The sequence below is a fragment of the Bacillus sp. ILBB4 genome (assembly GCF_035064545.1).
In the GTDB taxonomy this organism is placed as follows: Bacteria; Bacillota; Bacilli; order Bacillales; family Bacillaceae_H; genus Priestia.
Genome location: NZ_JAIQVD010000009.1, coordinates 62,151 through 76,846 on the forward strand (window position 1 = coordinate 62,151; position 14,696 = coordinate 76,846).

Annotated in this window: 14 protein-coding genes and 1 pseudogene; 5 read left to right on the plus strand and 10 right to left on the minus strand. The window is 32.8% G+C overall.

Features of this window, described 5'->3' with window-relative positions; genetic code table 11:
- Positions 1-229: 229 nt before the first annotated feature.
- From LAV82_RS25720 to LAV82_RS25730, 3 genes are all read left to right on the plus strand, one after another.
- On the plus strand, positions 230-1,123 hold the full coding sequence (locus tag LAV82_RS25720) for an EamA family transporter (protein WP_211079791.1): 894 nt from the start codon (positions 230-232) through the stop codon (positions 1,121-1,123).
- A gap of 202 nt (positions 1,124-1,325) precedes the next feature.
- On the plus strand, positions 1,326-2,750 hold the full coding sequence (locus LAV82_RS25725) for a spore germination protein (protein ID WP_499717207.1): 1,425 nt from the start codon (positions 1,326-1,328) through the stop codon (positions 2,748-2,750).
- A 279-nt stretch (positions 2,751-3,029) separates the two neighbouring features.
- Positions 3,030-4,385 carry a TrkH family potassium uptake protein gene (locus LAV82_RS25730; RefSeq protein WP_499717208.1) on the plus strand — a complete coding sequence of 452 codons (1,356 nt, stop codon included), beginning with the start codon at positions 3,030-3,032 and terminating at the stop codon, positions 4,383-4,385.
- Between the two features lie 399 nt (positions 4,386-4,784).
- On the opposite strand, the gene LAV82_RS25735 is transcribed toward LAV82_RS25730, so the two are convergent.
- From LAV82_RS25735 to LAV82_RS25745, 3 genes are all read right to left on the minus strand, one after another.
- The gene (locus LAV82_RS25735; protein ID WP_499717209.1) at positions 4,785-5,219 is read right to left on the minus strand and encodes a CBO0543 family protein; all 435 of its coding nucleotides are present in this window, start codon (positions 5,217-5,219) and stop codon (positions 4,785-4,787) included.
- Between the two features lie 591 nt (positions 5,220-5,810).
- On the minus strand, positions 5,811-6,104 hold the full coding sequence (locus LAV82_RS25740; protein ID WP_499717210.1) for a hypothetical protein: 294 nt from the start codon (positions 6,102-6,104) through the stop codon (positions 5,811-5,813).
- Between the two features lie 283 nt (positions 6,105-6,387).
- Positions 6,388-6,972, minus strand: a complete 585-nt coding sequence (locus tag LAV82_RS25745; RefSeq protein ID WP_499717211.1) for a YitT family protein — start codon at positions 6,970-6,972, stop codon at positions 6,388-6,390.
- Positions 6,973-7,427: 455 nt separating this feature from the next.
- On the opposite strand from LAV82_RS25745, the gene LAV82_RS25750 reads away from it, so the two are divergent.
- On the plus strand, positions 7,428-8,228 hold the full coding sequence (locus LAV82_RS25750) for an alpha/beta fold hydrolase (RefSeq protein WP_499717212.1): 801 nt from the start codon (positions 7,428-7,430) through the stop codon (positions 8,226-8,228).
- A gap of 232 nt (positions 8,229-8,460) precedes the next feature.
- Here the strand turns inward: LAV82_RS25750 and LAV82_RS25755 are convergent.
- A pseudogene (locus LAV82_RS25755) lies at positions 8,461-9,006 on the minus strand (phosphatase PAP2 family protein).
- A gap of 217 nt (positions 9,007-9,223) precedes the next feature.
- Positions 9,224-9,775 (minus strand): YhcN/YlaJ family sporulation lipoprotein, encoded by a 552-nt coding sequence (locus tag LAV82_RS25760; RefSeq protein ID WP_052500317.1) that lies wholly within the window; start codon positions 9,773-9,775, stop codon positions 9,224-9,226.
- A gap of 192 nt (positions 9,776-9,967) precedes the next feature.
- Between LAV82_RS25760 and LAV82_RS25765 the strand changes: the two genes are divergently transcribed.
- Complete coding sequence (locus LAV82_RS25765; protein WP_043979275.1) at positions 9,968-10,183, plus strand: hypothetical protein; 216 nt, start codon at positions 9,968-9,970, stop codon at positions 10,181-10,183.
- A 576-nt stretch (positions 10,184-10,759) separates the two neighbouring features.
- Here LAV82_RS25765 and LAV82_RS25770 read toward each other — a convergent pair.
- The 5 genes from LAV82_RS25770 to LAV82_RS25790 all read right to left on the minus strand — a co-directional run bounded on the left by LAV82_RS25770 (position 10,760) and on the right by LAV82_RS25790 (position 14,542).
- Positions 10,760-11,053: a hypothetical protein gene (locus LAV82_RS25770; protein WP_499717213.1), complete on the minus strand. Its 294-nt coding sequence runs from the start codon at positions 11,051-11,053 to the stop codon at positions 10,760-10,762.
- Positions 11,054-11,373: 320 nt separating this feature from the next.
- Positions 11,374-11,925, minus strand: coding sequence for a sugar O-acetyltransferase (locus LAV82_RS25775; RefSeq protein ID WP_499717214.1), 552 nt, complete (start codon positions 11,923-11,925; stop codon positions 11,374-11,376).
- A gap of 359 nt (positions 11,926-12,284) precedes the next feature.
- Entirely contained in the window at positions 12,285-12,923 is a 639-nt protein-coding gene (locus LAV82_RS25780) for an FMN-dependent NADH-azoreductase (RefSeq protein ID WP_211079981.1), read from the minus strand.
- Positions 12,924-13,009: 86 nt separating this feature from the next.
- A complete protein-coding gene (locus tag LAV82_RS25785) occupies positions 13,010-13,870 on the minus strand; it encodes an NAD-dependent epimerase/dehydratase family protein (protein ID WP_499717215.1) in 861 nt (286 codons plus the stop codon).
- A gap of 30 nt (positions 13,871-13,900) precedes the next feature.
- Entirely contained in the window at positions 13,901-14,542 is a 642-nt protein-coding gene (locus tag LAV82_RS25790) for an FMN-dependent NADH-azoreductase (RefSeq protein WP_211079983.1), read from the minus strand.
- Positions 14,543-14,696: the final 154 nt, after the last annotated feature.

A 14,696-nucleotide genomic window follows, 5' to 3' on the forward strand; every position in this document is an offset into this window, starting at 1 on the left:
TAACATAAAACATATTACCGGAAATTATCATTCTTCCATCGTCTCCTCTAAATTTCAGCTTGATACTTAGGAGTGGGAATTCTATAATATAAATTATTAAAATAACTAAAAGCTGTAAAAGTCTGTTTACAGCAGGTGGATTTTTCGTTTGAATTTATTCTTTTACTTTTCGCCACCCATCTCATATTTGAGGTGGGTGGCTTTATTGTGTTTTAGGGAGGATTTAACAATGAAAATTTTGAACTATGCTTTACTTGTTTTTCTTGGTGGTTGTTCTTATGGAGTCGTATCAACGTTTGTTAAATTAGGGTACAGTGAGGGATTTAGACTAAGCGAAGTAACAGGAAGTCAATATTTCTTTGGTGCTATTATGTTGTGGACTATTTCAATTTTTGTTCCAAAAGAACGTTTGAAATGTAAACAATGGCTTACTTTAGCAATAGGAGGCATACCAATGGGACTAACCGGTATCTTTTACAATCAAGCACTCGGTTATATCAATGCTTCATTTGCTATCATTCTACTACTGCAATTCACATGGATAAGTATAGTTTTGCAATACGTCTTTACTAAGGAAGCACCAAGTCGAAAAAGCTTCATTTCAACGATAATTATTCTTCTCGGTTCTGTCCTTGCTTCTGGATTTTTGCAAACGGGTATCATTTTTTCTTTTGCTGGAATCAGCTGGGGGATGCTTGCTGCTGTCTCCTTTGCTTTCTTTATTTTTATAAGTGGGAACACAAATATACCTGTGCATCCTATTTATAAAAGCGCTATTATGACAACCGGAGCTTCATTGCTTATATTTATTTCGTTACCACCAGCATTTCTTATAAACGGTGCGCTTACAGATGGGCTATTCATGTATGGGCTTCTTATAGGATTCTTCGGCTCACTTGTTCCACCTATTTTATTTAATATTGGCATGCCTAAAGTAGGGGGAAGCTTAGGCACCATTCTAAGTGCATCAGAGTTACCAATGGCTGTAATTATGTCTACACTTGTTCTTCATGAAACCGTCACCTTCCATCAATGGATCGGTGTGATCATCATTCTAGGTGGAATTGCGTATCCAAATGTTCAGAGTTATAAGACCACTCGTTTAATAAAGAAAAACGTATAACATTTGTACTTCCTATTTCTATAATTGAAAAGTTACCCCACCAAACAATCTATTTTGGCAAAGGGTATACTTAATGATATATAATATTCAATTCTAGCTCATATTAGGTAAGAGCTTTATTTTCTTAACGATTATATACACCGCATAATAATGGTTGAATACGCACAAATTAAACAATAAAACTAATTTAAAGGTGAATATAATGTCGTCTTCATTAAATAAATCTTCTCAAAATATTTCAAAGAGAATTGAAAGACAATTTCAAATCACAAGCGATTTTGAGAAAAGGACCATTTTAAAGGATAAGATTACAATTTTTTATTTAAACACAATTGTAGATAAAGACCAGATACAAAAATATATTATTGAACCTTTACAGCAAACATGGGAAACGGTTAATGAAGATAATCCATCTATCCAGCAAATAAAGACTATTGTTAATTCTGCTTCTCTGAAAGAAACTCAGTCAGTTGAAGAGATTCAAGATGCTTTGGTTAAAGGAAATACCTTTCTTCTTATAGAGGGGGAAACAAGTGGATTACTTATACCTACAACTAAATGGATAGAGCGAGGGTTAGAGGAAACATTAGGAGAACGAGCGATAAGAGGACCAGCAATAGGTTTCACAGAAAATCTAACTACCAATATAAATATAATAAGACGTATTATTCAGACACCCCAATTAATCATTGATACAAAGCCATATGGCACACATTTAAAAACAGATATATCTATCATTTATATGAAGCACTTGGTGGATCAATCTATTTTACAAGAAGTACAGCATCGAATCTCTAAGATAGATGTAGACTACATACTAGCTTCAAGAATAGTCGAGGATGCTATTGAAGGAAAACCTAAAACTTTTGTTAACCTAGTTATGACAAAAGAGCGTGTGGACACAACGACTTCAGCTCTCTTAGAAGGTAAAGTAATTGTATTAGTAGATGGATCCCCTTATTCGATTATAGCCCCGAGTTTATTTGTCGATTTCTTTCAATCTGCAGATGACTTTCATTTAAAAACTGGACGTGTGGTCAATCGATCTATTCGATATTTTGGCTTTATCAGTTCGATTCTTATTCCCGGCATTTATGTTGGTCTAGAAAAATTCCATAGTGATACATACAGTAAAAAAATCCAAAAAGATCTATTTAACCATGGAGAATTATTATCAACGTTTTGGGAAATAGCCATTTTACTTATTTTATTTCGCATATTAATTGATATAGGCACACGTGCTCCCAAAGGAACGGTTATCATCATCACTTTGTTAGCAACTATTGTTATTGGTGAAATGTCCGTTTCAGCTAAACTTATCCACCCTGCAAGCCTAGTAGTAACGGGATTGAGTGTTTATCTATCTACTTTAGTTATTTATCGAGGGCAAACTGGAATAGGTTCATTACGATTTTTATATTTTTTCACTTGCTATTACTTTGATTTACCAAGTATTATGCTTGTTTCAACTATTGTTATTCTATATCTTGTGCAGTTAAAATCAGTAGGTGTACCATATTTATCACCACTTATTCCATTTAGGTTCGATGAATTTCAAGACATATTCGTTCGTGGAAATTTGCGTAAACTCCAAAGAAAGTCTCATGAATTTCCAAATGTTGAGTAAACAAAATATAAGCTTTTAACGATTTGAACAAACTACACAAGATGCCGTGAAACATTTGCCACTGTTCTTATTTGAATTACGTCGTTCTAAACAGAAAAAACTCCCTACCGCCTGTGGAGTTTTTTCTGTTTTTTAGCTTTGTCAGGTATACACGTGCAGTTACCATAATGTAAATACTTCGAAGCTACGAAGAGAATAAAAGCAATGACCAACTTTTTGAATAAATGGGTATGATGTATAATAAGCCTTTAATCAAAACATTTTGAAGGGAAATGTAATATGATAATTTCTAAGCCACGTAAAAAACATAAAGTGAAGCATCTGGAACCTGCAAGTATCTTGTTCGTAGGGTTTTTAGGGTTAATATTACTCGGTACCGGATTATTAATGATCCCTGCTGCTACAAGTGATAGACATCATTTAAGCTTTATTGATGCTCTTTTTGAAGCCACTTCTGCTGTATGTGTAACAGGACTAGCTGTTGTAGATACGGGGACTACATTTACGTTATTCGGCCAGCTTATTTTGCTTGTGCTCATCCAAGTTGGTGGCTGGGGATTCATGACTATTGGCATACTCATGTTTATTGTACTAGGTAAAAAAATTGGATTACAACAAAGGTTAATACTTAAGGAATCTCTAAATGCTTTTTCGCTACAAGGCGTTATTGTATTAGTCCAACGTGTTGTGCTAATTACATTAGCTGTGGAAGGTATTGGAGCTCTTATCCTAGCTATTCGTTGGTCTCAAGAAATGAGCTGGGGAAAGGCTATTTATTATGGGATATTTCATTCTATATCTGCTTTTAACAATGCAGGATTTGGTTTGGAACCAGATAATTTAAGTAAATGGGTAGGAGATCCAACCGTAAATATTATGATTACGTTACTTTTCATAATAGGAGGAACTGGATTTTTTGTCATTGCAGATATTTTTCAGAAGCGAAACATAAGGAAGTTTTCTCTTCACACTAAAATTGTATTAGTTTCAACGATTGCACTAAATGTCATGAGCACACTCAGTATTTTCGCCTTAGAATATCATAACCCTCATACTTTGGGTGAATTAAGCATGAGTGATAAATGGTGGGCAGCTTACTTTCAGGGTGTAGTTCCTCGTACTGCTGGTTTTAATACCTTAGATATCGGAGCGCTCACATTACCTTCAAAAGTGTATATGATGAGTCTTATGTTTATTGGAGCAGCCCCAGGTTCAACAGGCGGTGGAATTAAAATAACTACGTTTGTCTTAATATTGTTTGCTTTATGGTCAGTATTGACAAATAAAGAAGAGATTAATGTTTTTCGACGCCGAATTCCTAAATCGCTTGTTTATAGAGCTTTTTCTATTGCTACTTCTGGGATTATTTTTGTTTCTATTATTTTCTTTCTACTCACAATCACAGAAAAGGGTGTAGATATGTCTACCCTTTTGTTTGAAACGTTCTCTGCTTCTGGAACAGTTGGATTAAGTGCTAATTTTACAGGCGACTTAAGTCCTATCGGCCGAGTTCTCATTACGATTATGATGTTTATTGGCAGAGTGGGTCCTCTTACCATTGGTTTTGTACTTGCGATTCGTTCAAATAAACAATCTAAAATTCGGTATGCAGAAGAAAAAATTCTTATTGGTTAAAAAATCTACTTTAAATATATACTTTGGTCAACATATTCGCCATTATAGGCACAAGTAGTCCAAATGATGAATGCCTTCTTCTAATATGAACAAACTACTCAAGATGGATAAGATTAAGTTCCTCCATTACTTACGGTAATAGAGTATAGAAAAAGCTACTGATTAGGTCACAGTAACTTTTTCGCTTTTATGGTATGGGCACGAATGAGTTTTTCTTTAGTTGAACATTCTATTTAAGAAACCATTCAATACTCACTCTAGTATATAAAGGTGGATTTAATATACATGAATCATAAATTATATAAGGTCTTTATTGTATACATCATTGCTTTGATTGGTCCCTTTGCTATTCTCTTTCTTACAAATCATTTAATTCAAGTAACTTGTAGAAAGTAGGGCTTAATTTTTTAAAAGTTGATGTTTTACTAAAATTCGATAATAACCATAAATAATAATATAAGCTATTAGATAACTAATAAAAGTTCCAATAATACTCCAAGTATTAAAATACTCTACTTTTCCAAAGATTAAACCAATGCCTTCAAAACTTGTAGTAAAAAGAGTAAAACAAATTAAAAGCAGAAAGGTATTAACCCTCTTTTTTATTTTAAAATAAACTAAATAAGAAGCTAGGACCGGATAGAAACCCATATTTAAAGGAAGTGCAGATAAACTTCGATTTCTAAAAATTGGTTCAAACTGCCAAAAATAATTAGTTCCCCACTCATTTAGTATAAAGGCTACTGTCATTCCTATTGGTGCAATTAAAAGGACAATTGTAGATTCCTTTTTGTATAAAATAAATCCAAAAATCCAAGGTACAATAAATCCCATAATAATATTTACTAGTATTTTCTCTCTTCTCCTCTCACTAAGACAACTTTTTAATAGGATTGTCCAAAACTTAGGAATGTATATCTTATAAAGAAGAAAACTAATGATTAGACACTAGAAGTCTTTTCTCCTTTCTACACATAAGTTCTTACTATCTTGAGCAAACTACTTAAGACGCTGTGAAGCGTCCATTTGGAAATCCTCATGGTTTGTAGAGCTGACAACATGCATCGTAGAAAAATCACTGATATACGCCAGTGGTTTTTCTATTTTTAAGCCGTATATGATATACATGTTTATTTAACGCAATCATAAATATAGGCACTAATAAGGTCATGAATCTTATAGATTCATGACCTTTCTTTTTACTGTCTACTATAAGGGGTCAGTCCCAGGACTCTGACAAGGGTTCTTTTTCCGGAGTATGCAGCTTTTTATACATCCTTGATATGAATACGTTTTCTCGATACCCCAGTGGAAGGTGAATGCATAAAAAGTCTGCATTATATAATATGTTAGTTCCTATAAAAATAGTCCTTATGAAGAATTATGCTATATTTTTTTGAAAATAGATTCCACATTAAGTCTCCTTTATAAGAAAGGTCTAGACGAATCAATACTGTATTCTAATAGCATTTTTATAGCGTTTTCTGGTAATTGATTAGATTTCTCAAGTATTATTGGTGTCTGACCATTTCCGGTGGAATTATAGGAAACAAAAACTAATTTTTTTTCGTCTTCACCAGGAAAGTTTAACTTCGTAGGTAATCTAGATTCCTGGGGGCTAATGTTTTCCTTAAATGTTGTGGACTTCTGATTTATAAGTATCTCGTAAAATTCACCGTTGTAAATGAATCCAATTGCCGGTGTATTAACATTGCTCATTAATAGACCCTCCTGATTTTCATATAAATACAAATGTACTTATATAGTATGATTTAGAAAGAGATATGGTATTCAATTTATAATCAAACAAATGTTATAGTAGCATTCCTTAATTTTTACGAAAAGGTTTATGTATTTTAGTTCACTCTAAAAGAAGGCCATTTTAGAAGGACTTTAGGTTTATAAGTTAAAATAATTAACATGAACTTATAAAGCGATTGAAGGTTGTAGAAAGGGAGGGGCAAAAAACGGAGGATAGAAAATACTAACTTTATAATCCTAATTATTCCTTTTTTGTAATTAACGAAGTCGTCATTCCACCTATAAAAATTGTCAAACATGAAAAAAGAAACGTTTTAGGTCCTAATAAAGGAAGAGCTGCTGTTATGATAAAACCATCTATAATTAAAATAACCATCCCTATGTTTAAGGAAAAAGCTTTTGATACAAGTTGTGCTAGTAAATCTGTTCCTCCAGTACTTGTCTCGTATCGAAGCATAAGACCAACCCCCGTCCCAATAAATATCCCTCCAAAGATTACACTAGGAAAAACAGGAAGTTGAAACTGGTCTTTAATAGGCTCTAGCCAATCAATCAATAAAGAAGAAATAAGTAACCCATAAAAACTATTATAAAAATAAGTTCTTTCATAAACCCAAGCAAACCAACATAATGGTAAGCCCAAAATAATCATCGTTACACCTGTAGGAAATTCAAAATAATAGTGAAGGATGAGAGCAATTCCAATTGTTCCTCCATCTAACAAATAATGAGGAACTAAAAATCCATTAATTCCTATACTTAATAATAAGCTTCCGACAAGAACAACCGGTATTTTTCGAAACATAATAATCACCTTTTTATTCAATTTATCTCTTACTATATGTATAAGCTTTAGCTACCTGTCATGAATGTTTTTTCTTTTTATGTAAATGAATAAAAGTTTATCTTTTAAGCAAACTACTCAAGATGGATAAATCATAATACTATAGCAAACTCCTAAAAAGCAGAAAAACTCCCTTCCAACCGATGGGAGTTTTTCTGCTTTTTAAGCTTTGTATTGTATACATGTTTAGTTCACATAATCAGCATTATCAGAGATTCTATTAACAATTTTAAAATCTCCTCCTTTTTAGTCTGTATAGTCTCACTATAATAACCTCATAATAAATAATAAAAAGGATCTTTGATTTTAAACAATATAGAACAAATAGTTAATTATATGGAGTTAAATGTAAGATGAAAAAAGATCTTGGTTTTCATAAACTAGATTACCCTTAACTAAAAAGTAATTATTAATTGATTTTGGAGTGAGAAATAATCATGCCTTTTATTGAAATAGACACTAATAAATACTTGTATTATGAAGAGCGTGGACAGGGTATGCCAGTCATCTTTATTCATCCACCTGGCATGGGAAATAAAGTCTTCCATTATCAATACGATTTATCCAAGCATATGAGAGTCATCTTTCCAGATTTAAGTGGTCATGGACGAAGTCCTAGAGCTGAACAAACTGTATCAATTTCCTTCTATGCAAACGAAGTATTGCGTTTTATGGATGCGCTGCATTTAGACAAGGCTATTATATGTGGTTATTCTGCTGGCTGTCTAATTGCTCAAGAGCTGGCTATTTATCATCCCCATAGAATCGAATTATTAGTTTTCTCAGGAACTTACCCTATAGTAAGAGATATACCTGGACAACTATTACATAAAATAGGAATGTATATGGTAAAAGAACACCTAAATATATTAATAAAAAGCCTTTCTATAAGCCATACTCAGGACAAGACACTAAGAAAGAGCCTAGTTAGTTATATGAAAAAAGCAGATCAAGAATCATGGTATCAGTATTATAATCATTCATTACACTATAACTGTTTAGACAAACTTCATCACTTAACTATGCCTTTGTTGTTTATATATGGTGGGAAAAAGGATTGGACTACCCACTATATGAAAGAGTATAAAAATAAATGTAAGCATGCTGAATTCTTTGTTTTACCACAACAGGGTCACCAACTGCCTACAAAAAAGTGGGTTCAATTTAATGAGCTAATTACAGGATTTGTCTTAAATAAATCCAGTGATAAAACAAAAAGAGACTTAAGCAATAAATAATTTTAAAATCTCATATGTATAAAACTCGATGATAAACTACAGGAGATCGGTAAGATTGTTTAGCTCATCAGCCTAAATACAAATTTTACAACTGAAAATGAGGCGCTTAGGGATTTTTCCCCTTAAGAGCTTTATCTTGTCGTTATTAGTAGAAGCCTTCGCTATAGTAACTGCTTTAACTAATTATTAAAGCAAGTACAGAATCGAGACATTATTAGCTAGTGAAAATGCTTCATTTACGTATTTGGGCATAATACTTTTTTGATTTTGGATTCATTATTTTTAGAGAACCAAAAACTTTCTCAACGATAATACTTGTCAAGCTACCAATAAAGAGGCTTCGGACAATATCAGAGGGATAATGATGCCCTACCCAAATCCTTGAGAATCCTGTTAACAAGGACATTCCCCACATAACTGACCCAAGAACACGTTCACGCAGAAAAATAGAAGTGGCTACAGCAGTTGTAAGCAACGTATGTTTACTTAAGAATGCGGAGTTCATCTTTGAAGGAATAAGGATGCCGACACGGTGCTTTATAAAAGGACGAGGCTTAAAATAAAAACATTGAATTAACATGTCAATCAACAACGTAAAGGCCGCAGATATTAAGGCATATCTGATCACTTTTCTGTACGAATGGCCTCGAAATCACATCGACATTAACACAAAAGCGAATAGATAACGTATCTTATTTGAAACCAATATCATCAGCATATCCAATATAGAATAACGACCAGCCAGTTGATTAATTATCTTGAATAGTTTATAATCCATCCTGATTTTCTCCTTCAATTTTAGATAGACTCTTCTCTCCTAATGAAGCATCCATTACATAATCAATGCTCCTATGATAGCAAAAAGGAACCAAAAATAACTATTAAGTCATTTCGTATAATAGAGAGAGAAGCATATATGAAACCTCCTTAATCTATAAGGAGGCCTCTCTTTCTAAAACATAAAAAATTACTTTTTTATATCTCATCATTTCTGTTTAACGATTGTTAGGGAATACTCTTTTAACGGTTTCAGTAAAATCTTCAAATAGGCCATTTCTTGTCGAACCTTCATTAATTCGATTTCCGTACCCTTCCATACGATTCACAAAATCAGGATCGGATGACACATACACATTTCGAATATCTTTATCTGTAACTTTTACTTGATCTGAAATCTTCTTTTTTAAACGGTCGGTTACCTCCCCGTTTGCTTCATTCTTTAAAACAACAGCCACGTATGCATTTCGGTTTGTAACAATCACATTCGCAGTATCTACTTCATTTAATTTAGCAATACGATCCGCAGCTTTATCAGCTACCTCTAATCGTGTCTGATTATTATTATCTACATTGTTATTTTGAACACCGTCGGGTTGAAATCCCACGTCTCGTAGATCATTGTTATCACGATTATTTTGAGCTTTTTGTTCGGACGGTTCTTCAGTTGGATCAGGCTCAGCTTCATCTTTTTTATCATTACAACCAAAAAGAAATCCTACTGATAAAATAGCTGATAAGAGTCCCAGTACATATTTTTTTGTCTTCATTCTTTTTCCACTCCTTCTAATAGTCATATATGTATTAAGGTTTACATTGGTTTTTAAATAATTACAGGAAATAATTTGAAAACCCAAGTAACGATAGATCATTTTCCCAGTATATATATGTAGCGTCGGTAAAAAATAAAGATGTTGGAAGAGAGATTTCTTTCAAACACTTATCAAAGAGGGATTTGCATAATGAATAATGTACAGCAGCTAACTTCTTTATTTAATGTTAATGGCCTATTTGCAAAGAAAAATAATAACAGAGGCATGCTACTGTCACTTTTAAGCATAGGAATTGGGACTTTAGTGATTTGGATAATAAGAGGAAATGGAAATAAAACAGGGGCACCAACTATGCAAACAATGAGCAGTAGAAACCAGATGAAAAACGGTTTATCCAAGCAATAAAAACTGTATTTACAATAGTATGTTTTGTATAGCAATTGGGTTATCGTTGATTATTAAAAGCTTTATGCAGTAAAAACTGCATAAAGCTTTTAATAATCAAAAAAATAAACACCGAATATTATTGGAAATAAAGGTTTTTTATTTTGTTATCGATAATAATTATTCTAAAATTTTCTAATAGATTTAAATATCTCGTCCGTAAAAGTATACTTTTACGGACTTTTCTTTTGGATATGAAATCTATCATTTTTATCGTCCGTTTAAGTTTCGAAGGAAAATACGAACGTTCTCTTAAATATATACACTTTTACGAACGGTTTTAATAGAATAAATAGTATGCTTGCAGTAAATTCAAAAGTAGGGGGACCAAAAGGATATGATGAAAATTTCTAAAGCACTTGGACCAATTTCATATTGGTCTAGTTACCCACCACATATTGAATTCAAATCATTACAATGATTTTTCATTAATAATAGGCATTGCACCTATAGGTTAAAAATGTAAGATTCAATATTATGTAAAAGACCTTCTATTCAGTTAGAAGGTCTTTTGCATAATATTATCCATAAAATAAATTACTGTTCTTTAAGCTGACTAAAATACTCTTCTAAAGCTTGTAATGAAGGTGATCCTTTGTAATTAAACTGATGATCATCATGTGCTATTTCATAAGTAGGCCAAGGAATGGCTTGATACACTTTATTTATTGAATATTTCGATCCTGCTAATACAATCTTAGCTGTATGAGGCTGGGTAGCAACGAGGTAAGCAAGGCTATTTTTCTGACTGCAAGTTTTGAAAACTGTGCAGTTCTCTTCGACTGCTGTGTAAAAAATAAAACTTTTATTTTTAGAATAGAGTTTATTCATTTACTCCTTTATATAAAAGATGTTACTTTTATATTTTTTGATTGAATACATTTTATTAAAATCATACTAAAGTTAAATACTTTTAAATTTTATGTTTGTTTATAATAAAAAAACAATTTCTTAAAAAAGAAGTAGAAGATAGAGTGGTATATGATAAGGAGTGAAACGAACCATTTATCTTACCTAAGAGTAAATGGTTATTTTTATGAAATACTTTGCTATTCACTTAAAAACTCATATGATTGTTAGTTCTACAAAAATATAAAAACCCTTGTAAAAAAGTAAAAGGGTTTAAACATACAGATGTTATTTTTACAAAACTAGATTTTCTTAATTACTTTACATGGATTTCCTACAGCAATAGCATTAGGAGGAATGTCCTTTGTAACTACGCTTCCCGACCCAATAATACTATTTTCGCCAATAGTCACACCAGGATTAACAATTACATTTGCTCCTAACCAAACTTTATCTCCAATTGTTACTGGTAAAGCATAAGTATCACCTTCTGCTCTAGCTTCAGGGTCTGTAACATGATTAGCTGTATAGATTCCTACTCGTGGACCAAATAAAACATCATTACCAATTATAACTTTTGCACAATCTAAGATGATTGCATCATAATTTGCAAAGAAATTGTCTCCTATATTAATATTAAATCCATATTCAACTCGAAAATTCGGTTCAATAGATGTATTTTCCCCTCGCGATTCCAATAATTCATCCAATAATTTATCCCTAAGCTCTTTATCATCATCGGTGCTTAAATTATATAGTCTTGTTAATTTCTTTGCAGCTTCTCGTTCCTTTAATAATTCAGGTTCAAAATCGCAATATATTTTACCTGACCTCATCTTTTCTTTTAAATTCATACCTTTTACCTCCATCACAATTTTTTGTTGTTGATAAAATTTAATTTAAAGATCTTACATAGAACGATATCACTTATATAAGTTTATATAATAGTAAAATTTATAATGTTCGTGAATAAATTGTGGAAACAATAGTCTTATTGCGTATGGCATACATTATTAGTAGAACATTCTTTTCGAAACTCCTTTAGGCCAGCAGTTTTTTTCTTTTTTAAAGCTATATAGAGTCTAAATTTTTATTTAACTGATGTATTTTATTCATTATGTACGATTACTGACTTTTAATTGAAAGTAGAAAAAGCCTTACTATGTAAGGCTTTTTCTATTTCTAATTAATCTTCTTTTTTGAACGATAGTAATTAAAAAGTCTTTGCACGTTTCTTAGCTTCTGATATACCTGTATGGATAATTTCATCTGCTCTTTCTCGATCAAATTCATGCCCTTCTACATAAAGCGCATCTACATCACTTATCCCAATAATATTTAAGACCTGTTTCAAGTAAAGATGGCTATGATCCATTTTTGCAAAGGGCCCTTCAGAGTAAATGCCCCCACTGATTTGAATATGGATTGCTTTTTTATTTTTTAAATGACCTACTGGTCCATCTTCCTCGTAATGAAAGGTTTTTCCTACTACCACAAAGGAATCAATAAATGCTTTTAATGGTGGAGGAGTTCCCCAATTCCACATGGGAGATACAAATACATATTTATCTGCAGCTATTAACATGTCTGTAAATTCATTTAAGGCATTAATTTTTTTCTGTTCTGTTTCACTCAGTTCTGAAAATGTAATTCCTTCTCTACGCATTCTATCCCAACCATTAATAATGTCATGATCAACTGTTGGAAACTCCTCTTGATAAAGATGAAGTTCCTTAATCTCATCATTAGGGTGAGACTCTTGGTAAGACTTAATAAAAGCTTGCCCCACTCTAAGACCTACAGACTCGTTAACTGATTTTGGATTAGCAGTGATATACAGAACTTTCGCCATGTTAAATCAAACGCTCCTTTTAGTAAATAATATATAGACTAATTGGCTAATGAATATACGATACAGTTTTTTTACTCACTCTAACCTTATGAAGTTTTTACGGATTGTTTGAAGCCAGTTCGCCAAGTTGGATAGAAAGGTTTCCAACCATATTCTGTTTTAGCTTTTTTGTTGGAAGCTCCACGCTCTCCTCGTTCACTTCCATCTTCTGTTTCGGGTTCAGGTGCACCAATCACAGAAGCAAAGACAGGAAGCCATTCTTTTCCTGAAGCCGGTTCGTCATCTACAACATTAATTGGACCACTTGGCCATTTTAAAGCCTCAACTGCAGCTTGCGCTGCATCCTCTACATGTAAAAATGAGGTTACACTATCAGTTGCTTTTACTTGACCTTTTAATACCTGTTGACCAATCATCCCATCTTTTTCATACCACGTACCTGGTCCATAGAGCAGTCCATACCGAAGAATAACGTATTCGGGTAATTCAGCAGCAGCTGACTCGAGAGATGCTACTCCATCGACATTTATTTTTCGAGGGTTTGGAGCTTCAAAATCTAAAGAAACATCTTCCGTCGCAGGAGTTTCTCCTGGTTCATACGTAAAGGCAAGGCTTTGCGCAATTATTTTTTTAACGCCTACAGCTTTACTAGCATCTACTAAGTTTCTCGTTCCAACAACTCTAATTTTAGCATTATCTTCTAGGTTGACACTTCCTAATGAAGTAAGCTGGTGAATCACAACCTCAGGCTGAACCTGTTGAAAAGCAGCAAGCACAGCGTTATTATCTAACGCATCTGCTTGTACAGGGGTTACTCCTAATCCTTTAAGAAACTTATCGGATTTGCTATCCTTCGTCATAGCAAATACTTCATGACCTTCTCTTACTAATCTAGGTAACATAGAACGTCCAATTACACCTGTTCCACCTGCAACAATAATTTTCATATCTTTTCCTCTCCCTTAGTAGAATCTTCTTTATTTAGTAGCTAATCTTGAAGCAGCTTCTTCCACTTCTTTATACGCTTTTTCTACTACCTCATTTGGATCTAATACATTCGTTCCTTGTGCACGAACGATTTGATAATCTTCAATCCCAAGGAAATTAAACATTGATTTCAGGTATTTGTGAGAGTATTCAACTTCTGTATACCAATCATTATTTGTATAGATTCCGCCACTTGCTTGGATAACTAGCAATCTTCGTCCGTCTTTAAGTAATCCCACTGATCCAGTTTCCGTATATTTAAACGTCTCACGTGCGATCATAATATTATCCATATAATCTTTTAACTTCGATGGAATATTAAAATTATGCAAAGGTAAAACCATGACATACGTATCTGCACTTTTAAATTGGTGTAAAACCTCAGACATACGATCCGTTACTTCTTTTTCTTGGCTCGTTAGCTCTTGTCCATTTCGTTGTTTTTCCCATGCACTTAAAACTGTTTTATCTACCATTGGCACTACGTCACTGTACAGGTCAATCTGTTCAATTGTTTCGCTATTAGGTATTGATTCTTTATAAACTTTCAAAAAGTGATGAAAAACCTTCAAGCTATATGAAGAAGTATCGTCTACTTTTGGATGTGCGTTAATAATAAGTGTTTTATTCATTTGTCTTTCTCCTTTAATCTGCCATTTTAATTTCTAATTAAGGACTAATTTAATCGTCGATTAATCCGGTCTTTAATATAAACCCTATGATTATTTTTGTCAAATGAAAAAAATAATATACTGAAACAGATTTCTTCTATTTGACAAACACTCA